Source organism: Brachybacterium muris (assembly GCF_016907455.1).
GTDB classification, from domain to species: domain Bacteria; phylum Actinomycetota; class Actinomycetes; order Actinomycetales; family Dermabacteraceae; genus Brachybacterium; species Brachybacterium muris.
This window is the reverse complement of the sequence record NZ_JAFBCB010000001.1, coordinates 367,223-391,451: the sequence shown is the minus strand read 5'-3', so window position 1 is coordinate 391,451 and position 24,229 is coordinate 367,223. Positions and strand designations below refer to the sequence as shown.

The 24,229-nt window shown below is 71.5% G+C and carries 16 protein-coding genes; 6 read left to right on the top strand and 10 right to left on the bottom strand.

The features are described from left to right. Positions 1-9: 9 nt before the first annotated feature. Entirely contained in the window at positions 10-2,745 is a 2,736-nt protein-coding gene (locus JOD52_RS01735; RefSeq protein ID WP_204408612.1) for a cation-transporting P-type ATPase, read from the bottom strand. Between the two features lie 190 nt (positions 2,746-2,935). On the opposite strand from JOD52_RS01735, the gene JOD52_RS01730 reads away from it, so the two are divergent. Both JOD52_RS01730 and JOD52_RS01725 read left to right on the top strand, forming a co-directional pair. Further along, positions 2,936-3,925 carry an MDR family oxidoreductase gene (locus tag JOD52_RS01730; RefSeq protein WP_204408611.1) on the top strand — a complete coding sequence of 330 codons (990 nt, stop codon included), beginning with the start codon at positions 2,936-2,938 and terminating at the stop codon, positions 3,923-3,925. 47 nt (positions 3,926-3,972) lie between these two features. Then, positions 3,973-4,932 carry an NAD(P)H-quinone oxidoreductase gene (locus tag JOD52_RS01725; protein WP_204408610.1) on the top strand — a complete coding sequence of 320 codons (960 nt, stop codon included), beginning with the start codon at positions 3,973-3,975 and terminating at the stop codon, positions 4,930-4,932. A 20-nt stretch (positions 4,933-4,952) separates the two neighbouring features. On the opposite strand, the gene JOD52_RS01720 is transcribed toward JOD52_RS01725, so the two are convergent. Together JOD52_RS01720 and serS are read right to left on the bottom strand one after the other, a co-directional pair. Next, the gene (locus JOD52_RS01720; protein ID WP_239551710.1) at positions 4,953-5,840 is read right to left on the bottom strand and encodes an HAD family hydrolase; all 888 of its coding nucleotides are present in this window, start codon (positions 5,838-5,840) and stop codon (positions 4,953-4,955) included. Between the two features lie 86 nt (positions 5,841-5,926). Further along, positions 5,927-7,189: a serine--tRNA ligase gene (gene serS / locus JOD52_RS01715; RefSeq protein ID WP_017824948.1), complete on the bottom strand. Its 1,263-nt coding sequence runs from the start codon at positions 7,187-7,189 to the stop codon at positions 5,927-5,929. Positions 7,190-7,296: 107 nt separating this feature from the next. Here serS and JOD52_RS01710 point away from each other — a divergent pair, with 107 nt between their 5' ends. Continuing rightward, entirely contained in the window at positions 7,297-8,643 is a 1,347-nt protein-coding gene (locus tag JOD52_RS01710) for a diacylglycerol/lipid kinase family protein (protein WP_239551708.1), read from the top strand. A gap of 102 nt (positions 8,644-8,745) precedes the next feature. On the opposite strand, the gene pheA is transcribed toward JOD52_RS01710, so the two are convergent. The 4 genes from pheA to JOD52_RS01690 all read right to left on the bottom strand — a co-directional run bounded on the left by pheA (position 8,746) and on the right by JOD52_RS01690 (position 11,862). Further along, complete coding sequence (gene pheA, locus JOD52_RS01705) at positions 8,746-9,717, bottom strand: prephenate dehydratase (protein WP_017824946.1); 972 nt, start codon at positions 9,715-9,717, stop codon at positions 8,746-8,748. A 77-nt stretch (positions 9,718-9,794) separates the two neighbouring features. Further along, positions 9,795-10,361 carry a GNAT family N-acetyltransferase gene (locus tag JOD52_RS01700; protein WP_204408608.1) on the bottom strand — a complete coding sequence of 189 codons (567 nt, stop codon included), beginning with the start codon at positions 10,359-10,361 and terminating at the stop codon, positions 9,795-9,797. Positions 10,362-10,381: 20 nt separating this feature from the next. Further along, positions 10,382-10,789 (bottom strand): GntR family transcriptional regulator, encoded by a 408-nt coding sequence (locus tag JOD52_RS01695; RefSeq protein ID WP_204408607.1) that lies wholly within the window; start codon positions 10,787-10,789, stop codon positions 10,382-10,384. Continuing rightward, positions 10,786-11,862 (bottom strand): hypothetical protein, encoded by a 1,077-nt coding sequence (locus JOD52_RS01690; RefSeq protein WP_204408606.1) that lies wholly within the window; start codon positions 11,860-11,862, stop codon positions 10,786-10,788. Before JOD52_RS01690 ends, JOD52_RS01695 begins: the two co-directional genes overlap by 4 nt. 126 nt (positions 11,863-11,988) lie before the next feature. On the opposite strand from JOD52_RS01690, the gene JOD52_RS01685 reads away from it, so the two are divergent. Continuing rightward, positions 11,989-14,154, top strand: a complete 2,166-nt coding sequence (locus JOD52_RS01685; protein WP_204408605.1) for a hypothetical protein — start codon at positions 11,989-11,991, stop codon at positions 14,152-14,154. 139 nt (positions 14,155-14,293) lie between these two features. On the opposite strand, the gene JOD52_RS01680 is transcribed toward JOD52_RS01685, so the two are convergent. The 3 genes from JOD52_RS01680 to glsA form a co-directional block, all read right to left on the bottom strand. Continuing rightward, complete coding sequence (locus JOD52_RS01680; RefSeq protein ID WP_239551706.1) at positions 14,294-15,829, bottom strand: glycosyltransferase; 1,536 nt, start codon at positions 15,827-15,829, stop codon at positions 14,294-14,296. Further along, on the bottom strand, positions 15,826-16,656 hold the full coding sequence (locus tag JOD52_RS01675) for a DUF5926 family protein (protein ID WP_204408604.1): 831 nt from the start codon (positions 16,654-16,656) through the stop codon (positions 15,826-15,828). Before JOD52_RS01675 ends, JOD52_RS01680 begins: the two co-directional genes overlap by 4 nt. 104 nt (positions 16,657-16,760) lie before the next feature. Beyond that, positions 16,761-17,819 (bottom strand): glutaminase A, encoded by a 1,059-nt coding sequence (gene glsA, locus JOD52_RS01670; RefSeq protein ID WP_204408603.1) that lies wholly within the window; start codon positions 17,817-17,819, stop codon positions 16,761-16,763. Positions 17,820-18,132: 313 nt separating this feature from the next. On the opposite strand from glsA, the gene JOD52_RS01665 reads away from it, so the two are divergent. Then, the gene (locus tag JOD52_RS01665) at positions 18,133-21,033 is read left to right on the top strand and encodes an FAD-linked oxidase C-terminal domain-containing protein (protein ID WP_259804583.1); all 2,901 of its coding nucleotides are present in this window, start codon (positions 18,133-18,135) and stop codon (positions 21,031-21,033) included. 361 nt (positions 21,034-21,394) lie between these two features. Beyond that, positions 21,395-24,187, top strand: a complete 2,793-nt coding sequence (locus JOD52_RS01660) for an alpha-1,6-glucosidase domain-containing protein (RefSeq protein WP_204408601.1) — start codon at positions 21,395-21,397, stop codon at positions 24,185-24,187. Positions 24,188-24,229 lie beyond the last annotated feature (42 nt).

Sequence of the window (24,229 nt, the reverse complement as noted above, 5' to 3'; positions counted from 1 at the left end):
CGGCCACGGTCACCGGCGGCGCAGTGCCTTGTCGGCCTCGACCACGGCGAACACCAGCACACCCGCGCCCAGCGGCACCAGCCATCCCATCCAGCCCACCGGGCCGGAGGCGAAGGTGGTCTGCATGAACGGGACGTACACGAACGCCAGCTGCAGCAGCAGCATCACCGCGATGCACAGCCACGAGATCGGGTTGGTGGTCAGCAGTTCCTTGCGCAGGCTGGTGGTGCGGGTGAAGCGCGAGGCCAGCAGGTAGAAGATCTGCCCCACCACGAGCGTGTTCACCGCGGTGGTGCGGGAGATCTCCAGCGGCACCCCGGCGGCCTGGCCCAGCAGGAACACCCCGATGGTGACCGCGCCCAGCAGCAGCGACACGTACACGATGCGCACCACCCCGGCGCGCGGCAGGATCGACTCCTTCGGATCACGCGGCGGGCGGCGCATGATGTCCGGCTCCCCCGGTTCGAAGGCGAGCGCGAGGGCCAGCGTGACGGCGGTGATGGTGTTGACCCACAGCACCTGCACCGGGGTCAGCGGCAGCGTCATCCCCAGCAGCACGGAGACCAGCACCACCAGGCCCTGCGCACCGTTGGTGGGCAGGATGAACACGATGGCCTTGCGCAGGTTGTCGTAGATGGTGCGGCCCATCTGGACGGCGTCGGCGATGGTGGCGAAGTTGTCGTCGGCCAGCACCACGTCGGCCGCGTCCTTGGTGGCCTCGGTGCCCTTGATGCCCATCGCCACGCCCACGTCGGCACGCTTGAGCGAGGGGGCGTCGTTCACGCCGTCACCGGTCATGGAGACGACCTCGCCGTCGTCCTGCAGGGCCTGGACCAGGCGCAGCTTGTGCTCGGGGCTGGTGCGGGCGAACACCGAGTGGGTGCGGGCGAGCTGCGCGAGCTCCTCGTCGCTCGCCTCCTCCAGCTGAGCGCCGGTGACGGCTCCCTGCTCGTCCTCGATGCCCATCTCACGACCGATGGCCGAGGCGGTCCCGGCGTGGTCGCCGGTGATCATGACGACCCGGATGCCGGCGTCGTGGCAGGCACGGATCGCGTCCATCGCCTCCTCGCGCGGCGGGTCGATGATCCCGTAGAGCCCCAGGAACACGAAGCCGCCACCGTCGATGTCATCGGTGGTCAGGGATGTCGCGGAGCCCCTGTCATCGGCGCGGCGCACCGCAGCGGCGAGCACGCGCAGGCCCTGCCCGGACAGCTCGTCGATGGCGCGCTCCCAGTGCTCGCGGTCCAGCGGCTCGTTCTCATCCAGGTCCACGCCCTGGCGGTCGCAGCGGTCCAGCAGGCGGTCCGGTGCGCCCTTGAGGTTGACCACGTCGCCGATGCCGTCGATGCGGTCCAGGGTGGCCATGTACTTGTAGGCGGAGTCGAAGGGGACCGCGTCGATGCGGTTCTCGTCGTGCCCCTCGATACCGGCCTTCATCGCGAAGGTGCGCAGGCCGCCGTCGGTGGGTTCGCCGGAGAGCACCCACCTGTCGTCCTTGCGGCTGACGGTGGAGTCGTTGGTACGGGCGGCGACCTCGGCGAGCATCCGCAGGTCGTTGCGCTCCTCGGGTCCGACGGCCGCACCGTCCTGCTCGATGTCGCCCTCGGGGGCGTAGCCGGTGCCACTGACCTCGTAGGTGCCCTCGGGGGTGACCACGGTGCGCACGGTCATCTCGTTGCGGGTGAGGGTGCCGGTCTTGTCCGAGCAGATCACGGTGACCGAGCCCAGGGTCTCCACCGAGTTCATGCGACGCGTGATGGAGTTGCGGCCGGCCATCTTCTGCACGCCGAGGGCCAGCGTGATGGTGAGCACCGCCGGCAGGCCCTCGGGGATCGCGGCCACCGCGAAACCGATCGCGGAGAGGGTGAGGTCGGCCAGGGAGTAGTCGTACAGCACCCAGCCGATGCCGAACATCAGCACCGCGGCGATGACCACCAGCAGCGACAGCTTGGTGCTGAAGGAGGCCATCTGCCGGGTCAGCGGGGTCTCCATGGACTCGACCTCGTCGAGCATGGTGGTGATGTGGCCGATCTCGGTGCGGCGGCCCGTGCCGACCACCAGGCCCCGGCCGGAGCCGGAGGCCACGGTGGTGCCGGAGAACGCCATGGAGGTGCGGTCGCCCAGGCCCGCATCGGCCTCGACGGGGTCGGTGCCCTTCTCCACCGGCACCGATTCGCCGGTCAGGGCGGACTCCTCGCAGGTGAGGTTGGTGGCCTCCAGGATCCGCAGATCGGCGGGCACCTTGTCCCCGGCGGCCAGGCGCACCACGTCACCGGGCACCAGCTCGTCGGCCGGCACGGTCACCCAGGTGCCGTCGCGGCGGGCCTGCGCCTCCAGGGAAAGCATGGTGCGGATGCCGTCCAGGGCGTCGGCGGCCTTGCCCTCCTGCAGGTAGCCGATCACCGCGTTGATGATCACCACCGCGGCGATCACAATGGTGTCCACGTAGTGGCCCATCACGGTGGTAAGCACCGCGGCGCCGATCAGCACGTAGATCATCGGGTCCCGGAACTGGCGCAGCAGTCGCGTCAGCGCCGATTCCTGCTCCCCGCTGGGCAGGGCGTTGGGACCGTACCGTTCGAGGCGTGCGGCGGCGGCGTCGGCGGTCAGGCCGTCACCGGAGACCTCGAGCACCTCCATCGCCTGCTCGGTGCCGACCGCGTGGGGGTCCGGCACGACGCTCTGCTCATCGCGCTGCTGATCGTGGGTGGGTGGCTGCTCGGGGGATGCGGTCGCGGTGGTCATCACGTCCAGCTTCCGCCTCCGAGCTGGATTTTTCCAGGACTTTCGGCGAGAACGATCCTCGGATCACGCACCGATCGGTCCGGATCCGGCACCGTGCCTTTCGGGCACGGGTGGTGCGACCGGTGGCCGAGCAGCCAGGGACCCTCGAGGCCTAGGCTGGAGCGACCAGCACCCGAGGGAGAGGACCGCCATGCGCGCCGTGATCATCGAGTCCAAGGGCGCCCAGCCCCGCCTGGTCGAGGACGCCGACCCGGCCCTGCTGGAGGCCACCGAGGGCGCCACCGTGGAGCTGGACGTGCTGACCTCCAGCTACAACTACAAGGACGGCATGGCGGTGGCCGGCAAGGGCATCGCCCGCAGCTTCCCGCTGATCCCCGGGATCGACCTGATCGGCCGGGTCACCGCCTCGAGCGGCGATGCCTGGGATGCCGGTGACCTGGTGATCCTCAACGGTGACGGCATCGGCGAGTCCCGCCACGGCGGCTTCGCCACTCGCGCCCGGGTACGTCCCGATGCGCTGGTGCGCCTACCGGCCACGCTCTCACCCGAGCGGGCCGCCGCGATCGGCACCGCGGGCTTCACCGCGATGCTTGCCGTGCTGCGCCTGGAGGACGCGGGCCTGGCGCCCGATGACGGGGACGTGCTGGTCACCGGCGCTTCGGGCGGCGCGGGGTCCATCGCGATCGCCCTGCTCGCGGCGCGCGGGTACCGGGTGGTGGCCTCCACCGGTCGCGGCACCGAGAACGAGGAGTACCTGCGGCAGCTGGGTGCCGCCGAACTGATCGACCGCGACGAGGTGGGCGCAGAGCCCGGCAAGCCCCTGCAGTCACAGCGCTGGGCAGGCGCCATCGACGGGGTCGGATCGACGACCCTGGCGAACGTGCTGGCGCAGACCCGGTGGGGCGGGACCGTGGCGGCCTACGGCCTGGCCCAGGGCCCGGACCTGCCCACCACGGTGCTGCCGTTCATCCTGCGGCAGGTGACGCTCGCCGGGGTGAACTCGGTCGATGCCCCGCTGCCGCTGCGGCAGCGGGCCTGGGACGCGCTGGCCGACGAACTGGACCTGGACCTGCTGGACTGGCTGACCACCACCATCGGTCTGTCCGAGGTGATCGACTACGCGCCGAGGATCCTCGCCGGTCAGGTGCGGGGCCGCACCGTGGTGGACGTGGCGCTGTGAATGCCGCCGAGACATCCACGGCCGGCCTCCCGGATCAGGCGCCGCTGATGCGCGCCATCGCCATCACCGAGGACCATCGCATGCAGTTCACCGAGGTGCCACAGCCCGTCCCCGCACCCGGTGAGGTGCTGGTGGACGTGGTGGCGGCCGGTGTGAACCGGGCAGACCTCGCGCAGGTGGCCGGGCACTATCCCCCTCCGCCTGGCGCCTCCGACCTGCCCGGCCTGGAGGTCTCCGGGCACCGCCGCGACACCGGCGAGCCGGTGGTGGCGCTGCTGGCCGGAGGCGGTTACGCCGAGGTGGTGGCCGTGCCGGAAGGTCAGCTGCTCCCGGTCCCGGAGGGATTGGACCTGGTGGAGGCCGCGGGAGTGGTGGAGGTGTGCGCCACCGTGGTCTCCAACCTGGTGACCGAGGCCGGGCTGCGGGCCGGACAGACGGTGCTGATCCAAGGCGGCACCGGCGGCATCGGCACGGCCGCGATCCAGATCGCCCGCGCCCTCGGTGCCCGGGTTCTCACCACCGTCGGCTCCGATGAGGCCATCGAGGTGGTGCGCGGGCTCGGCGCGGAGCTGGCCTGGAACCGGCGCACCACCGATCTGCGGGCCGCGGTGAAGGAGGCCGGCGGCGCCGACGTGATCCTCGACGTGGTGGGCGGCCCGGCCCTGGCCGACAACGTCGCGATGCTGCGCGAGCACGGCCAGCTGATCATCATCGGCACCCTGGGCGGTGCCACGGGCGAGCTGCCCATCGGCGCGCTGATGGGCAAGCGGGCCCGGGTGATCGGCACGACCCTGCGCTCACGCCCCACCGAGGACAAGCGCGAGATCCTGGAGCGCACCAGGGAGCTGGTGTGGCCGTGGCTGGCCGACGGCACCGTGCGAATCCCCGTCCGGTCCCCGTTCCCACTGGAGCAGGCCGCTGATGCCCACGCGGTGCTGCGCGCGGGCGGGCACCTGGGCAAGGTGGTGCTGCGAGTGAGGCCGGTGCCAGGAGCCCGAGCGGCCTGAGCAGTCGATGAGGCAGTTCCTCAGGCGTCGCTGAGGGAACCCAGCACCAGCACGGTTCCGTCCTCATACACCGAGGCGGTGACGGTGTCGGCCACGTCCTTGACACCCTGTGGGGCCTGGCCCATGGCGACGCCCACGCCGGCCCACTGAAGCATCTCGGTGTCGTTGAAGCCGTCACCGACGGCCACGGTGCTGCCCTGGTCGATGCCTAGGCGCTCGCGGATCTCCTCCAGTGCGCTGGCCTTGGAGACGCCCGGGGCGGCCATGTCCAGCCAGGCGGTCCATCCGATCGCATACTCCACGCCGTGCACCCCGGACTCGGCGACCACCTTGGAGAACTCCTGCGGGGTGAGGTCCGGGACGTGGACCACCACGCGCACAGCCTCCAGCACCATCAGGTCGTCTAGGTTCGTCTCGGTGGCGCGCACCCCGAAACTGGCGTCCTGGAAGCCTGGGGTGGCGTGGAAGGAGCCGTCGGCCATCTCCACCGCGTAGTGGGCATCCGGGGCGACCTCACGCAGGGTGGCCAGGGCATGGCCGGGCTGGAACACGCGGGTGCTTATCACCCGGTGGCCGCCCTCCAGCCCCGGGTCCATCTGGACGGTGACCGCGCCGTTGGAGCACACCGCGTAACCATGCTCGATGCCGGCGGCCTCCACGATCGGCAGGGTCGCGCCAATGGAACGGCCGGTGGCGATCACCACATGATGGTCTTGAGCGGCCCGCTGGAGGGCCTCGCGCATGGGATCGGTCATGGCGCCGTCGTGATCCACCAGGGTGCCGTCCACGTCCAGACCGATCATCAGGTCCTTGCCGGCCAGGTGCTCCAGGGCGCCGGAGATGCGGGCGCGGTCGGCCTCGCGCCGGGCACGCTGCTCAAGGGTCGGGGTGGTGTCGGTGGTGGTCATGTCGAGAAGCGTGTCATGGGCGTCTGTCTGGCGGGTGAACCGGTGGTGACACAGGGCGCGCAGGAGCGAGCGCAGAGGGCGGGGCATCAGGCGATGACCTCGAAGACCTCACGTCCGCCCAGGTAGGGGCGCAGGCCCTCGGGGACCACCACGGAGCCGTCGGGCTGCTGGTGGTTCTCCAGGATCGCTGCGATGAAGCGGGTGGTGCCGAGGGTGCCGTTGAGGGTCGCGACGGGGCGCAGCCCGTCCTCGGTGCGCTCGCGGATATTCAGCCGTCGCGCCTGGAACTGGGTGGTGTTCGAGGTGGAAGTGAGCTCGCGGTACGTCCCCTGGCTGGGCATCCACGCCTCGCAGTCGAACTTGCGGGCGGCGGAGGTGCCTAGGTCACCGGCGGCGGTGTCGATGATGCGGTAGGGCACGTCGATGCGCGCCATCATCTCCCGCTCCCAGTCCAGCAGCCGCTCGTGCTCCTCATAGGAGTCCTCCACGCGGCAATAGGAGAACATCTCCACCTTGTGGAACTGGTGCACGCGGATGATGCCGCGGGTGTCCTTGCCGTAGCTGCCGGCCTCGCGGCGGTAGCAGGCGCTCCATCCGGCGTAGCGCAGCGGACCGTCCGAGAGGTCCAGCACCTCCCCGGCGTGGTACCCGGCCAGGGCCACCTCGCTGGTGCCCACCAGGTAGAGGTCGTCGCCCTTGTCCAGGTGGTACACCTCGTCAGCGTGCTCGCCCAGGAAGCCGGTGCCCTCCATGGCCTCCGGCAGCACCAGGGTGGGAGTGATCATCGGGGTGAAGCCGGCCTTGGTGGCCTGGTCGATCGCGGAGTTCAGGATCGCCAGTTCCAGCTGGGCGCCCACGCCGGTGAGGAAGTAGAAGCGGGCACCGGAGACCTTCGCGCCACGGGCCATGTCGATCGCGCGCAGGCCCTCGGCGATCTCCAGGTGGTCCCTGACCGGGAAGTCGAACTGGCGCGGCTCGCCCACCAGCTCGCGCACCTCGAAGTCCTCCTCGAGACCCTCGGGTGCGCCCTCGGAGATGTTCGGGATGGAGCGCAGCAGCTCGTCGCGCGCCACGGACGCCTCGGCGGTGGCGGCCTCGAGCTGCTTGACCTCGGCGGCCAGGCCCTTGACCTGCGCCAGCAGTTCCTGCTTCTGCTCGCCCTTGGCCTGGGCCACCTTCTTGCCGAAGCTCTTCTGCTCGGCGCGCTTGGCCTCGAAGGTGGTAGTGGCTTCGCGCCAGCGGGCGTCGGCCTCCAGCACGGCGTCGACGACGCCGGGGTCTCGCCTCCGTGCCCGCTGGGCATCTCGGACGACGTCGGGGTTTTCGCGCAGCTGCCGCAGATCGATCATCGCTCCAGCGTACCCGTGCCTTGTGCGGAGTCGGGCCGCCGCTGGTGCGAGTCGAGCGGTAGCGTCCCTCCGGGGCGATGATCGGGAACCGCGCCTATCCTGAGCACATGGATCAGACTTCACTAGTGCTCGGCATCGCCCTCGTGATCGCGGCCCTCGTCGGCCTGGTGATGCTCGGGGTGGTGCTGGCGCGTCAGGCCCAGCACCGACGGGACATCGCCGCCCTGCGCGACGAGGTGCGCGGAGCGACCCGTGGCGGCATCGCCCGGCAGGCACGCACCGGCGGCGCCTCGCGCGGCGACACCGGGACCGACCACAGCTCGCGCGACGGCGCCGCCTCCGCCCCTTCCACCCGGCATGACGGCGCCGGGGCCGACGAGCACGCCCACCCGGTGGCCGGTGACTTCGGTGCACCGGACGACTCCTTCGAGGACGAGGCCACCGAGGAGGACCCTCAGCATCGGGAGACCGGGACCGGCAAACGGCTGGAGAAGGTAGCGATCGTGCTGAACCCCTCCAAGTTCGCCGACCAGGACTCCTTCAAGCAGCGCATCACCGAGGTGATCGAGCGGATCGAGGGGGCCGAGGTGGTGTTCTACGAGACCACCGTGGAGGACCCGGGCCGGGGCATGGCCCGCCAGGCCATCACCGAGGGCGCGGACCTGGTGGTGGCCGCCGGCGGCGACGGCACCGTGCGCATGGTCGCCTCCGAACTGGCTGGCACCGACACCCTGATGTCGATCATCCCCGCCGGCACCGGCAACCTGTTGGCCCGCAACGTCGGAATCCCGCTGGCCGACCCGGCCTCCGCGATGATCGCGATCCTCACCGGCCAGGATCGCAAGGCCGACGTGGGCTGGCTGCGCGTGGGCTCCTCCCTCGCCGAGGCCCAGTCCGCCAGACGCCAGGTGTTCCTGGTGATCGCCGGCTTCGGGGCCGATGCCGAGATGATCAGGAACACCGGTGAAGAGATGAAGAAGCGCATAGGCTGGATCGCCTACGTGTTCGGCGGGGTGAAGTCCATCCTGGGCCGCTCCATCGACATCGTGGTGTACCTGCCCGACGGCTCCCGCTACCCGCATAAGGCCCGCACCGTGCTGCTGGGCAACGTGGGCAAGCTGCCTGGCGGTATCACCCTGATGCCGGATGCCGCGATCGACAACGGCCGCCTCGAGGTGCTGGTGGCCGGATGGCGCGGCGCCGCGGGCTTCAGCCAGGTGGTCACCCAGATCGTGAACCCGAACCTGGCGCCGAGGCGTCGCCTCAGCCGTGGGCCGCGTCTGTCCACGCTCCACGCGTACCACACCACGTCCATCAGGGTCGCCACCATTAAGCCACAGATGGTGCAGCTGGACGGCGACACGGACGTGGAGGCCACCCACCTGATCGCCGAGGTGGATCCGGGCGTGCTGCACCTGCGGGTGCCGGTGAGCACCGACCCCACCCGGGACTGAACATCCTTTGACGGATCGAGCCGCCCGTTGCGCACCTGCGCAGCGGGCGGCTCCGTCGTTGATGAGTGGCGTGCGCGTTCTGGGGCGAGCCGTTACGTGCGGTCAGCGGTTCCCGTCTGGGCGGGTGACCATCGAGGTGAGGCTCTCGACCCAGTCGCGGGCCTGGTCGTAGGCGTCGTCGCCGTAGTCCTCGCGGAACTCGGGGCGCTGCCCGTCCACCCGCGGGTAGGAGCCCAGGTAGTGCACCACCGGGCACACGCGGTGCAGGGCGCGCAGGGCGGCGGCCACCCGGCGGTCCTCGATGTGGCCCTCCGCGTCGATGGAGAAGGAGTACCGGCCCAGGAAGTCCCCGATGGGGCGGGACTCGATGCGGGAGAGGTTCACCCCGTTGGCGCTGAACATCTCCAGCATCTCCAGCAGTGCGCCGGAGCGGTTGTGGGGAAGCTGCACCACCAGCGTGGTCTTGTCGGCCCCGGTGCGGGCGGGGATCCGGCCCTCGCGGGTGACCAGCACGAATCGGGTCTGCGCGCCCTCGAAGTCCTCGATGCCCTCGGCGAGGACTTGGAGCCCGAAGTGCTGGGCGGCAAGCGGCGAGCACACGGCGGCACGACCGGCGGCCTCCTGCTCGCTGACCGCGGCGAGGTCTCGCGCTGCGGCAGCGGTCGAGGACGATGCGGCGACGTTCGCCTCGGGCAGGTTCGTGCGCAGCCAGCCCTGCACCTGCGCCTGGGCGTGGGGGTGGGAGGAGACGGTGGTGACCTCGGCCAGGTCCATCGCGGTGCGGGCGGCGAGCACGAAGGTGATGGGGACGACCTGCTCGGCGACGATGGTGATGGACTCGGTGGCGGCCAGCACGTCGAGGGTGCCGGAGACCCCGCCTTCCACGGAGTTCTCGATGGGGGCCATCAGGGCGTCGATGTCCCCGGCCAGCAGGTCGGTGGTGGCGGTGGCCACGGAGGCGAAGGGCACCAGTTCCGGTTCGGTGCCGGCGAACTCCTCGGGCGTCTCTGCGAGGGCCTGCAGGAGTGCCTGGTGGGTGAAGGTGGTCTCGGGGCCGAGGAATCCGTACCGCATGAGCGGTGAGTCTAGTGCCGGGCAACTCAGCGCAGCGGCGGCGTCCAGCGACTCAGCAGAGCGGGGCGTCCGGCAACTCAGCGCAGCGGCAGCGTCCAGCGGTCCACCGAGCGGCTGGCGTCGGCGGGGTGGCGTTCGGTGGTTGCGGTGGGGGTGGCACCGAGGCTGCGGGCCACGGCCGCGGAGGCGACGTTGTGCGGGGCGATCCGGAGCACCAGCTGGGTGATGCGCGGTTCCTCGCGAGCAAGGTCCGTGAGCGCTGCGGCGATGGCGATGCCGTACCCCTGGCCGCGGTGGGGTGACAGCACCCAGTAGGTCAGCGCCGCCTGGCCGCGCTCCAGGCCCGCGCCCACCAGGTGCAGTCCTCCCCCGCCGATGAGCTCCCCGCCGGGGTCCCGCCCTCCGTGCGTCGCGGCTGGACCTGCGCCGCCTGCTCCGGCACCCCGGATGGCACCCGAGCCGTCGTCCACTGCGGCGTACTCGCGCAGTGGTCCGTCGGCCTGCCACCGGGTGGCCCGGTCCAGGAACGCCGCCAGCGCGTCGGCCCTCCAGCGGACGCCGAAGACCTCGGCGGTCAGGAGGTCGTCCTGCCCGTCGAGGATCGGGGCTGCGTGCTGGAGGCCCAGTCGATCCAGGCGGATCACGTCGAGGTGGGCCGTCCTGCCTAGCGACCGTTCCCAGCGGGCGCCTGGCGCGGGGACTCCGGCCGGGACCGCAGGGCCCGACGCACCGCCTCCAGGATCGCCTCGTCGCCGAAGCTCTGGGTGCGGGCGGCGTCCACCATCGTCTCGGCCAGGCGCTGCAGGTCCTCGTTGAACTGAGCGACCGGGGCGCCCTCGGCGATGCGGGTGCCGGCCCCGCGGCGGGTGATCAGGACCCCCGCCTCCTCCAGCTCCTTGTAGGCGCGGGCCACGGTGCCGGGGGCGAGCCCCAGGTCGCCGGCGAGCGCCCGGATGGCGGGGAGCCTGTCGCCGGTGGCGAGCACCCCGGTGGCGACCTGGTCCAGGATCGCGCGGCGGATCTGCTCGTAGGGCGGGGTGGGGTCGGTGAGGTCGACGACGAAGCTGCTCATCGCGCGGCCCCGTCGGCCAGGGATCCGTCGGCCAGGTGCCCGGGCATCACGGCCTGGGAGGCAGGAGCTGTTCGGGCTGACGGGGCCGGGCCGGGACCATGGGGCGAGGGTGCGGGCGATGCGGCGGCAGCAGGATCATCAGGGCCCGTGGATGCTGCCCCCACCGGCTCCCGTTGCCCGGGCACGGTGCGCGCGATCAAGGCGGGCATGCACACCATCACCGCGCCCAGGAGGGAGATGACCAGGCCGGCCATGCCCACTCCGAGCGAGGCGGCCATCCCGGCGAAGCCGAGGCCCTGTTCGACGTAGTCCGGCTGGGCGATGCGCAGGAAGCCCATCAGTCCGTAGGCCGACAGTCCCTGGGCGGTCAGTCCGGTGCCGACGGCGACGGCGCCCAGCAGGGAGGTCACCGACCGCCGGCGCAGCAGGAGGTCCTGGGGGTCAGTGCTGGGGCGGCGGCGCACCACCACGGTGATCGCACCGGCTGCTGAGGCGACCAGTACGGCCAGGCCGATCAGCACCGGGAGGGTGTACCACTGGCCGGGGAAGGGCCCGTAGGCGCCCCCGGAGAAGCCGTCGACGCCGGTGTGGGCGATCGCCCTGCCGGGCCGGCCCTCGGTATCGGGCGCCGCGACGAGGGTGGTGAACACCGCGTAGCCGCCCAGCGCCAACACTCCCAGGAAGGCGGTGATCGAGGCCAACTGGGAGGAGACGGTGCGGAGGTCACGCGGGGTGAGCAGCCCGTAGCGGGTGGTGGACCTCGGTGCCGGGAGGGTGAGCTCACCGATCAGGATCGCGATCACCAGCAGGGTCGCGCCCGCCAGGGGTGCGGCGGCGGTGAGAGCGCCGAGACCGAGGCGGCCGCCGGGCCACGTGCCGTTGATGCCAGCTCCGATCATGAGGCAGATGGCCACCGCGGCAGCGGCGATACCGATCCAGCGGGCGATCAGGGCGCCCTTGTGCAGGCCGGTGCGCCCGGCACCGGGCAGCGTAGCGACCACCAGCAGCCCGATCACGAGCACGAGGGGGAGCAACATCGTCACTCCCAGGCCGAGCATGGCGAATCCGCCCATGGTGTTCTCCTGAGAACCGACCCGACGATGTGTCGGGCACCTGATACAAGCATGAGGATGTGGGGATGTTGTGTCAACCCTTTGTGACAAGAGGTGGTGCAGAGGTGGTGGCCGTAGCATCGGGGCGTGTTCTCGCTCGATTCATCTGCGCAGGCGGCACCCCGGCCGCGGCTGCTCTCCTCGCGGCCCGGCCTGGTGATCGTCCTGCTGCTGGCACGTGCGATGGTGCTGGCACTGGTGATGACGGCGCTCGCCCCGCCCGCCGCACGCGCCGATGGTCCAGTGCCCCCCGCCGGCGGCCCGGGCGCCCCCGCCGAGCAGCCGGTGCGGCTGGTCCTCGCCACGGCCGGCTTGAGCTGGGAGGACATCGACCCGGAGCGCACCCCTGCCCTGCAGTGCCTGGCGGACAACGCCGGGGTGGGCGCGATGAACACCACCTCCACCACTGTGGTGAGCACCAAGCGGCAGGGCATGGAGACCCTGCGCACCGGGTACCGCGGTCTGGCTGCATTGGCGCCTCGTACTGCCGGGATCCCGAACCCGCCGACGGACCAGTGGCAGCAGCTGGATGCGCCCGTGGTGGAGGTCGACGCCACCGGAGGGACCGGCGACGCCGGCGCCGAGAACTCGCTGGCCAGTGCAGTGGCAGACCAAATGGCGGGTGCTCTCGACGACGGCGCCGTGGTGCTGGTGGACGTCGGCTCCGTGCCCGATCATGACGACCCTGCTCGCGCCGAGGCGGTGAGCACCCTGGATGCCCGCGTCGAGGCGGTGCTCGAGGCCGCCGGGGTCGAGACCGGCGGTGTCGAAGCCGGCACCTGCGATGTCGCTGCGCTTCCCCGCACCCTGTTGCTGTCCGTCGCTGCCACCGACCCGCCGGCCTCCCAGATCGAGGAGGTGGAGCGCACGGGCGCCGTGGCCTCCCGCACCGTGGGCCTGCAGGTCGCGATGGACACCGCCTTCCCCGGCCAGGCCCTCACCAGCGGCGCATCGAAGCAGACGGGCGTAGTGGTGCTCACCGACGCCCTGGCCACCGTCCTCGCCTCGCACGACGCATCCCCGCAGGGCCTGATCCCGGGGCAGCCGTTCCGCGGGGTGGACCACGCGGATCCGCAGCAGCTCGCGCTGGATCGCTCCCAGGCCGCGGCCGCAGTGGATGCGGCGTCCGTGCCGGCGCTCGGCTCCTGGTTCGCGATGGGCCTGATCGGGGCGGTGCTGCTACTCATCCCTGCCACGGCACGACGCCCCGGGGTGGCTGCCGTGGCGCGGGCCGCCGCGTCGGTGGCGCCGCTGCCGCTGGCGGTGGGGCTGTTCGCCTCGCTGGTGCCGTGGTGGCGAGCCGACTCCCCCGCCCTCGCCCTGACCGGGGTGGTGTGGGCGGGCTCCGCCCTGCTGGCCGTGGTGTGCCTGGCAGGTCCCTGGCGACGCCACCGCTTCGGTCCGGCCGGGGTGGCTGCCACGCTGGTGGCCGCGCTGGTGCTGCTGGAATCGGCCACCGGGTCCCGTTTCCAGCTGGGGTCACCGCTGGGGGCGCAGCCGATCTCCGGGGGGCGCTTCTACGGGCTGTCCAACCACCTGTTCGGCCTGGTGCTCGCGGCCTCGCTGATGGCGCTGCTGTGCCTGTTCACGGTGGTGCGCACCGCCCGAGCCCGAATGCTGTGGACGCTGGGGGCGGGGGCGGTGGTCGCGATCGTGTGCGTGGCCCCGTCGATGGGTGCGGACTTCGGGTCGATGGTCACCACGGTGCCGGTGTTCGGACTGCTCGCCCTGCTGGTCTCCCGGATCCGGGTACGGCTGTGGCACCTGCTGCTGCTGGGCGTGGGCGGCGCGGTGGCGGTGCTCGGGGTGTCGTTCCTGGACTGGTTGCGACCTGCGGAGGACCGCACCCACCTGGGCCGTTTCATCGACGAGCTGCTCAGCGGTGAACTGCTGGCCGTGATCATCCGCAAGCTGTCCCAGAACGTGGCGATGGTGACCGGGTACTGGCAGCTCGGGGTGCTGATGCTGATCGCGATCGTGCTGTCGGTGGTGGTCCTGATGCCCCGCCGCCTGGGCCTGCGGCGACTGGTACGCCTGGATGAGGCGCACCCGGCGTCGTACCCGGTGCGGGTGGCGCTGGTGGTCGGGGCGTGGCTCGGCTACGCGGTCAACGACACCGGTCCCGTGCTGGTGGCGGCGATGCTCGCCGTGTGGGTGGCCCAGCTGCCCGCGGTGCTGCCGGACCCGGAGCCCTCGGCTCGGCCCGCATCGGAGCCTGAGGAGCAGCCCGGCGCCTCGTCGGCTAGCGCCTGACCAGGTGCCCGGACCGAGCCGGCGAGTGGACGCTGGTGGCTGTCCTTCCCTTGGATCGCAGCCACCAGGGTCCACTCACCATTCGTGGTCGGTGTGAAGCCTGCGCGTCGGAGCCCCTTGTTTCGCGAGGCCGCTCAGGTCAGTGCTCGTCGTTCTCGGCGTCCACGGCGGCGTGCACCACCAGCGAGGTGTACTCATCCGCCGTCAGCGGCGGGACGATCGAGGGCGGCAGCACGGGCTCGGGGGTGTCCAGGTGGGAGCCGATGATCACCACGTGCTGGGTGTCGAAGGGGCCCTCCACCGGTGCGTCCCGTAGGCGTGCGGTGAGCGCGTCGAGGTCCAGACCGGCCAGCAGCACCACGTCGTCCGGTTCGAAGTCACCCTCCACCGGCAGGGCACGCAGCTGGGCGTCGAGACGCTCTGCGTCCACGTCGCCGAGCGCGCGGGTCTGACCATCGCTGAAGGTCCCGGTCACGGGTAGTTCGGCAAGGGCTGCCCGGCGGCGGTCGGCGCGATCGTCGGCACCGGTGTCCGGGGTGATGCTCCAGGCATCCGCGGCATCATCGGGGTCGTCCGGCTCGGTGGTGTCCCGATACACGGCAGGCGAGGTGTCGCGTGGTTCCCGGGGCTCACGGGAGGCGGGGGCGGTCGCAGCGGTCTCGTGGTCATCCGGCACCTGAGCCGGCCCCGGGTTTCCGGCCTCTCGAGCCGCGGCCGTCTCCTCTGCCGTCGCAGGCGACAGGTCCTCGGCACCCGAGGTCACCGCCCCGGCGGGCACTGCCTCGGGCCCGTCCGCCTCGGCGACCGCGCTCTCGGCGGGCTCCTCGGGGGTCACGTGGCGGCGACGCGCCAGGGCCCGCACCACGTCCTTGAGCTGCGCGGCGCGGTGCAGCTGGCCGCTGAGGTCTCGACCGGTGGGTCGATGGCGCAGGTCGCACTCGATCTCCTTGACCCAGAACCCGCCGGTGAGCGCGTCGATGGTCAGGGACGTCTCCACACCCCAGCCGGGCGCCAGGGGCTGGCAGGCGTCCCAGGTCTCCCGGGTGATGCAGCGGGTGCCGGACAGCGGCTGGGTGGGCTCCCACCCGGTGGCGCGCTGGATCCCGGCGCGGGCGGTGCGCACCACGATGCCCAGGCCCGCGGCGCCCTCCTGCGGCGGCAGCAGCGCGATCGCCATGTCCACGCCGTCGCCCAGCACCGCATCGACCAGGGGCTGTGCGGCAGTGGCGCTGTCCTCCATGTCGGCGTCCAGGAACAGCAGGGCGCGCGGCACCTCGACCCCGGGGTTAATCACCGGCAGCGGGCCGGTGTGGCCGGGCTCCCGCGGCTCGGCGTGCAGCTCCTCGCGGAAGTCGTCGCCGCCGTCGGCCCGGTGGGCGTCATCGCGCATGGCCACCAGCTGGGCGCCGGTGGCCATCGCCGCGGCCTTGCCGCGGTTGGTCTTGTGCCGCACCACCAGGGCGTCCGCCCCCATGGCCACGGCGGCAGTGGCATCGGTGGAGCCGTCGTCGACCACCACCACCAGGTCCACGCCGTCGATCCGACGGGCAGCATGGATGGTCGCCTCGATGCGCTCCGACTCGTTCTTGGCGGGGATGACGACAGCGACGCTGGTGGGCCGATCAGTCGCGAGCGGCCCCACTGAGCTCGTCACTGCGTCACCCGCCGTGCTCATCGCAGCGTCACCTGCCGTGCCACGATGCCGCCGCGGGCGCGACGCTCGAGCGCGGTGAGGGGCTCCTCGGTGCACAGGGCCTCCTCGAAGCGGGTGCGGAAGGCCTCGGCCTCCTTCTCCACACCCTCGGCGCCGAAGCCGGTGGGCAGGTCCCACACCGGGATGGTGAGGCCCTCGGCGCGGAAGGAGCCCACGTACTTAGTGCCCTCGCCCACGCCGGACTCGCGGCGGGCGTGCAGGCGGGCAACGGCGTCGATGACCTTGTCCTCATCGGCATCCAGCACCCAGCGCAGGTGCTCCTTGGGGCCGGCGTCCACCCAGTAGGCGTGCGGGAGGCCCTCGACGGGCTTGGTGGCCATGATCGACTCGTCGGCCTGCTTGATGGACTGCTCCACCTCGGCGGTGCGCTCGGCACCCGGATCGACCCAGAAGTCGAAGCTGTCGTGCACGGTGATCGGGAAGTCGCCGGTGAGGTCCAGCAGGTCCTGCAGGCGCGGGGATTCCTCGTCCAGCTGCACGGTGGTCACCGGGGTGCCGGGCTCTGCCTCGAGGGCCTGCTTGAGGGCCTGGCCGATGCCGCGGGACAGGTCACCGCCGGGGTAGGTGGCCTGGACGCCCAGGATCACGGAGCCGTCGGTGCGGCGCACGGCGGGCCAGGCCATCGGCAGGATCGTGGCGAGCACGACGGCCACGCCGCCGTGCTCCTTGGTGGTCGTGGCGGTCATGGTGGCGGCCGGGATCAGCTGGCGCATCGCCACCAGGTCCCGCTCGGCGGGAATCCCCTCGAAGGGGCGACGGACCAGGGCATTGCTGGAGGTGGAACTCATGGCGGGGAGTCTACCGATCCGCGGGGGCGGGTCCGTGGAGCGACAGGGGCGGATCGGCCCCTGCCACCACGGCGCTCCCCTCCCACCATGTTGTTCCCCTTCCGTCAGGGGATGCGCACCAGTTCCTCGGCACGGCGTTCGAGGTCCATCGGCTCCTGGCCGTCCAGCATGTGCAGGGCGAAGTCACCGCTGAACCGTTCGAAGGCGAGGGTGCCGCGCACCGAGTTGCCGTGCTGGTCCAGCTGCGGGGCGTAGGTGGCGACCCCGAATCGCGAGGGCAGTGCGGCGATGATGCCGCCGCCCACCCCGGACTTCGCCGGCATGCCCACGTCGCTCACCCAGTCGCCGGCGTTGTCGTACATCCCGCAGGTGAGCATCACCGAGAGCACCTGGCGGGAGGCCACCCGGGAGAACACCTCGACGCCGGTGATGGGGTTGGTGCCGCCACCGGCGAGGGTCGCGGCCATCACGGCGAGATCGGCCACGCTGACCAGCACCGAGCAGCCCTCGGTGTAGCCGCCCACCACGTCCTCGGCGTTCTCGGTCATCGAACCGGCCGCGCGCAGCATGTAGGCCAGGGCCAGGTTCCTGTCGGCACTGTCCAGCTCTGCCTGGTAGGTCTCCTCGTGGACCTCGAGGGCCCGACCGGCGGCGGCGTCCAGCACATCCCGCAGCCGGCGGGTGCGTTCGGGCTGGGTGGGGCCCAGCATGGCGTGGGTGCGGATCGCACCGATGTTCACCAGCGGGTTCTTCGGCTTCTTGGTCTCCGCATCCAGGCTGACGGCGTTGAACTCCTCCCCGGTGGGTTCCTCGTCCACGATGGAGTTGACGTACTCCAGGCCGTGCAGGTCGATCGCGGCGCCGTAGGCGAAGGCCTTGGAGATGGACTGGATCGGGAAGGCATGCTCGCTGCCCACCGCGGTGATCTCCCCGTCCACCGAGCACAGGGCGATGCCGATCTGGTCCTCCTCGGCCCCGGAGAGGCGCGCGAGCTCCGGGATCTCGCCCTCGCTAGCGGCCGAGGACAGCTCATCGTCCATGCGCGCCAGGTAGGTGCGCAGGGCGGTGTCGGGGTGGGTGCTGGCGTCGCGGTCGTCGTCCGGGTCGGACCGCGGGGCGGGGTGGAAGGAGTAGCCGGGCGTGGTGTGGAAGGCAGCAGACACAGGGCCGACGATACATGGCTGCCGAGCGGACGCTCCCCATCCCCGCAGCCCACGCACAGCACCAGGACCGATCGAACCGGCGGGACGAGCAGATCCACCGGCCCACGCACGAATCCGTGTCGTTGAGAGCGACGCATTCCGACACCTTCTCGTGCGTCGGCGAGATGGGCCCCGCGCTGCCACGCGTGTCGGACGGACGATCCCTGCGCCCGCCGAGCGCCCCCGGGATACCGTGGGTCATGCCTTCGGCCACAGCCCCTCACGCGTCCTCGGATCCCGCCGCCCCTCCCCCGGCCCTGTAATGGACACCCCCGTGCTCGACACCGACGTCGTCGCCCGCCGGGCCCAGGCGCACGATGCCTCCCACTACCTGCTGGTGCCCCGCGCCGTCACCGCGCCCCAGAGCGAGGCGCAGGTCATAGCCCTGCTGGCCCGCGCCCACCGCGACCGCACCCCTGTCACGTTCCGCGCCGGCGGCACGAGCCTGGCCGGGCAGTCCCAGTCCGATCAGGTGCTGGCCGATGTGCGCCGCCACTTCCGCGACATCGAGGTGCTGGACGGCGGTGCCCGGGTGAAGGTGGGGCCGGGGGCGACGCTGCGGCAGGTCAACGCCCACCTGGCACGGCACGGCACGCGGCTGGGCCCGGACCCGGCCAGCGAGGTGGCCTGCACGATCGGCGGGGTGATCGCCAACAACTCCTCCGGCATGGCCGCCGGGATCGCGGAGAACTCCTACCGCACCCTGGAGTCTCTGCGCTTCGTGCTGCCCTCGGGCACCGTGGTGGACACCTCCGATCCCGGGGCCAATGCGCGCCTGCGGGAGGACGAGCCCGCCCTGCACGAGGGCCTGCTGCGCCTGATGCGAGAGGTGCGCGAGGACCCCGAACTGCGCCGCACCATCACCGAGCGGTTCGCCATGAAGAACACCATCGGCTACGGGATCAACGCCCTGCTGGACTTCGAGGAGCCGGCCGACGTGCTGGCCCACCTGGTGGTGGGCTCCGAGGGGACCCTCGCGTTCGTCTCCTCCGCCGTGTTCCGCACCGTCCCCGTGCAGAAGCATGTGGCCACCGGCCTGCTCACCGCCCCGTCGCTGCAGGCCGCCACCGCCATGCTCCCGGGCGTGGTCGACGCCGGTTTCGCCACCGTGGAACTTCTGGATGCCCGCTCCCTGCTCACCGCCCAGCAGCTGGCCGGGTCCCCGCAGGAGATCGCGGCGCTCACCGTCGATCAGCACGCGGCGCTGCTGGTGGAGCAACGGGCCGACAGCCCCGAGGAGCTCGCGCAGAAGGTGGCCGACGGGGCCCGGCTGGCAGACGGCCTGTCACTGTCGGCCCCCTTCGAGATGACCACCGACGCGGTCCGACGGGCAGCACTGTGGACCACCCGCAAGGGCCTGTACGCGGCGGTCGCGGGGGCACGCCCCACGGGCACCACGGCCCTGCTGGAGGACGTGGTGGTTCCGGTGCCAGCCCTGGAGGACACGTGCGTGGGCCTGCAGGAGATGTTCGACCGTCACGGCTACGCGGAGTCGGTGATCTTCGGGCACGCCAAGGACGGCAACATCCACTTCCTGCTCAACGAGCACCTGGGCGACGGGTCACACCGCTTCGAGGCGTTCACCGAGGACATGGTGGAGCTGATCCTGGGCCACGGCGGCAACCTCAAGGCCGAGCACGGCACCGGCCGGGCGATGGCCCCCTTCGTGGAGCGGCAGTACGGGGCCGAGCTGTACCAGGTGATGCGCGAGATCAAGCAGCTGGTGGACCCGGCGGGGGTGCTGAACCCGGGGGTGGTGCTCACCGAGGACCCGTCGGCCCATATGCAGGACCTGAAGCCCACGGTGCAGATCGAGCAGGAGGCCGATCGGTGCGTGGAGTGCGGGTACTGCGAACCGGTGTGTCCCAGCAAGGACCTCACCCTCACCCCGCGGCAGCGGATCGTTCTGCGCCGCGAGGAGCAGCTGGCCCGGCAGCGCGGCGACGAGGAGACCGCTGCGGCGATCGCGAAGGCCTACGACTACCAGGGCCTGCAGACCTGCGCCGTGGACGGCATGTGCGTGACCACCTGCCCGGTGGCGATCAACACCGGCGACCTGGTGCGTCGCCTGCGCTCCGAGGAGGCCGGCGCGGTGGCGAGGGCCGGCTGGGACCAGGCCTCCAAGCACTGGGGCGCGCTCACGCAGGTGGCATCGGCCGGGATCAGCGTGGCCGGGGCGATGCCCCGGGCCCTCCCGCGGGCAGCGACAGGCCTGGCGCGTGCGGTGATCAGCACCGACGTCATGCCGGACTACCGGCCCGAGCTGCCCCGTCGCGGAGGGTCGGTGCGGAAGGGCGGGTTGATCGGTGCGGGCAGTAAGGCCGACGTGGTGGCCGTGTTCATGCCCGCGTGCGTGCACACCATGTTCGGTGCCGCGGAGGGGCCCGGCGCGGGCTGTGGCGGCGACTGCGGCTGCAGCGGGGCGGACGGCACCGGTTCGACGGGCGGGACGCCCCGCAGCGCGCGCTCGGGCACGGACGCCGGATCGGCGCAGAAGCACCGGGGCTCGGGCCGCGGCATCGGTGCCACCGCCGCTCTGACCCAGCTGGCAGAGCGAGCTGGAGTGGCCCTGCTGGTGCCGGAGGATGCCGCCTCCCTGTGCTGCGGCACCCCGTTCTCCTCCAAGGGCATGACCAAGGCGAAGGAGCGGATGCGCACCCGGTTGCGGGAGGAGCTGCTGGAGGCCACCGATCAGGGCCGCCTGCCGGTGGTGGTCGATGCGATGAGCTGCACCGAGGGTGTGCAGGTGGCACTGGAGGGTTCCGGGATCAAGGTGATCGACGCGATCACCCTGGTACGCCGCACCATGCTGGAGCGCCTGACGGTGACCCGGCCCGCGCAGTCGGTGACCATCCACCCCACCTGTTCCACCACTCATCTCGGTGCCACCGATGACCTGGTGACCCTGGCTCGCGCCTGTGTGAAGGACCCCGACGATGTGGTGGTGCCGGTGGCCTGGGGCTGCTGCGGCTACGCCGGTGACCGCGGGATGCTGCACCCGGAGCTGACTGCCTCGGCCACGGCGCGGGAGGCCGCCGAGGTCGCTGCCCGCCCCACCCAGTGGTACGTGAGCTCGAACCGCACCTGCGAGCTGGGCATGCAGGCCGCGACCGGGAAGGCGTACCGGCATGTGCTGGAGCTGATGGCCGCCGCAACCCGCCCGTCGGGGGTCTGATCGCTGGGGGCCTGAACGCCGGGGCCCGATCACCGGGGGTCTGATCGCCGGGGGCTTGATCGCGGGGGCCCAATCGCCGCTCGCCCATATCGTGCCGGGACACTGGGAGCGGGACGCATCTGGGAACCAGAAATGGTTCTGAGGTGCGTCCGGCTCTCAGTCTCCACAGCAGGTACTCCCGGTGCCCGCCACGGCTCCTCCCCGCTGCCCGTCACGGCTCTCCCCGCGGCTCGTCACGGGTACGTCCCCGGGCCAGGTCCGGGACCGGTCTCCCAGCTTCGCTCGATCCCAGCGGCCACAATGGTGAGCCCGCCCGTACTGCATCTGCCGTCCGTTTCCACCGTCCTTGGAGAACTGCCCCGTGACCACGCCTGATCCGTCCGTGCCGCTCTCGCTCACCGACCTCGCTCACGACTCCTCCCCCGGGGTGGAGGCGCAGCGCGCACATTTCCTGACCGAGACCGTGATCGCCTGGCCGCAGGACCTCGCGAGCCCTCAGACTCCCCGCACCGACATCGACGTCGACGCGGGTTCGCAGGGCACCGACGACCGCGCGCGCTCGCAGGACGCGGACGGCTGCCGCTGGGAGCTGTGGACGGCACCGACGGGCGGGCTCGCTCTGGCGGATGGTCAGGTCGCAGGTGGGGAGCGCCTGGGCACGCTCACCCCACGGGAACGGTCCCTCACCGACGCCGAGCTGGAGGACCGCAGGCACCTCGAGGGCTTCCTCGCACTGGAGCTGAGCGGAGTGGATCGTCCCACCCTCGAGGCAGCTCTGACCGGGCAGTTGGCTGTCGCGCAGCTGCGCAGCGACCGGGTCGAGGTGCTCACCGGGGTGCAGATCCCCGGGGTGCTCGATGCCCTCTACGCCGAACAGGCGTCGGTGGCACCGCTGGGCCCGCGCCTGACCGCGGACGGCTGGGAGGTCTCCCTGTGGGCGCCGACGGCCACGCGGGTGGCCCTGCAGCTCGATGGTGGGGAGCACGGTGCGGACTCACCCCTCCCGATGCACCGCGACCGCGCCGGCATCTGGCGTGCCACGGGGCCCGCCACCGGTCCCGGCTTCTGGACCGACCGCAGCTACCTGTTCGAGGTGGAGGTGTACGTCCCCGCCGAGGACCGCGTGCTCACCAACCTGGTCACCGACCCGTACTCGGTGGGCCTCACCGTGGACTCCGAGCGCTCGGTGCTGGTGGACCTCACCGATGAGCGCTGGGCACCCCCGGTTTGGGAGGGCACCCCGGCTCCCCGGCTGGAGCGTCCTGCCCAGCAGACCATCTACGAGTTGCACGTGCGGGACTTCTCGGCCGGGGACGAGGCACTCCCGGTGGAGCTGCGCGGCACCTACCTGGCCTTCGGCCACCCCGACTCCACCGGCACCGCCCGCCTGCGGGAGCTGGCCCAGGCGGGCCTGACCACCCTGCATCTGCTGCCCACCTACGACATCGCCACCGTCCCTGAGCTGCGGTCTCGCCAGCAGCAGGCGATGATCCCCGCCGGCGCCGGGCCGGCATCGGCCGATCAGCAGGCCGCCGTGGGCGAGGTCGCCGACCAGGACGCCTACAACTGGGGCTACGACCCCTTCCACTACCTCGCACCCGAGGGGTCCTATGCGACCGAGGGCCACCAGGACGGCGGCGAGCGCATCGCGCAGTTCCGCACCATGGTGGGTGAGCTGCACGCGATGGGTCTGCAGGTGGTGCTGGACGTGGTGTTCAACCACACCGCGCATGACGGGCAGCACGAGCGCTCCGTGCTGGACCGGATCGTGCCGGGCTACTACCACCGGCTGGACCTCGATGGTGTGATCGCGGATTCGGCCTGCAACTCCAACACCGCCACCGAGCACGCCATGATGCGACGGCTGATGGTGGATGCCGTGGTGCTGTGGGTCCGCCACTACCGGGTGGACGGCTTCCGCTTCGACCTGATGGGGCACCATCGCCGCCAGGACATGGTGGCTGTGCGGGAGGCGCTGGATGCGCTCACTCCCGAGGCCGACGGCGTGGACGGGACGCGCATCTACCTGTACGGCGAGGGTTGGAACTTCGGGGAGGTGGCGGACAACGCCCGCTTCACCCAGGCCACCCAGGGACAGCTGGACGGCACCTCCATCGGCTGCTTCAACGACCGCATCCGCGACGCCGTGCACGGCGGCAGCCTGATGGATCCCGACCCGCGCATGAACCGCGGCTTCGCCACGGGCCTGTTCTTCACCCCCAATGAGCTCTCCCCCGACAGCGCCGAGCAGCAGCGTGCAGATCTGCTGCACCGCACCGACCAGATCCGCCTGTCGATGGCCGGGAACCTGAAGGACTTCGAACTGTTGGCCTCCACAGGCGACACGCTGCGTGGTGAGCAGCTGGACTACAACGGTTCCCCGGCCGGCTTCGCCTCACGCCCGGAGGAGACGGTCAACTACGTGGACGCCCACGACAACGAGACCCTGTTCGACACCTTCGTGTGGAAGCTGCCGCAGGATGCGCCGATGGAAGTGCGGGTGCGGTTGAACCATCTGGCGCTGGCCACGGTGGCCCTCGGCCAGTCGCCTGCGTTCTGGGCCTCGGGCACGGATCTGCTGCGCTCGAAGTCGCTGGACACCGACAGCTACAACTCCGGCGACCTGGTCAACACGATCGACTGGACGATGCGCGACAACGGCTTCGGCCGGGGCCTGCCGTCGGCCGCGCGCAACCAGCACCTGTGGGAGCGGCAGGGGTCGATGTTGGAGGACCCCGCGAAGCGCCCCACCCCCGAGCAGATCGCCCGTAGCGCTGCGATGGCGCTGGATCTGCTGCGACTGCGGCACTCCACCCCCCTGTTCACCCTGGGGGACGCGCAGCTGATCCACCAGAAGGTCACCTTCCCCAGCAGCGGCCCGGAGGCGACACCCGGGCTGCTGGTGATGCGGATCGACGACACGGTGGGCCCGGATGCGGATCCAGCGGTCGACGGGCTGCTGGTGGTGTTCAACAGCTCCCCGGGGACGATCACCGAGCAGATCGCCGGCAGGGCCGGGATCGACCTGGGGTTGTCGCCGATCCAGGCGAACGGCGCCGACCCGGTGGTGCGCGAGACCACCTGGGATGCGCGGACCGGCACGGTGGGAATCCCTGCACACACGGTGGCGGTGCTGCTGCAGCACCGACGCTGAAAGTTCTTGCAGGTTCCGCTTCTCGGTTGATGCTGCTCAGGC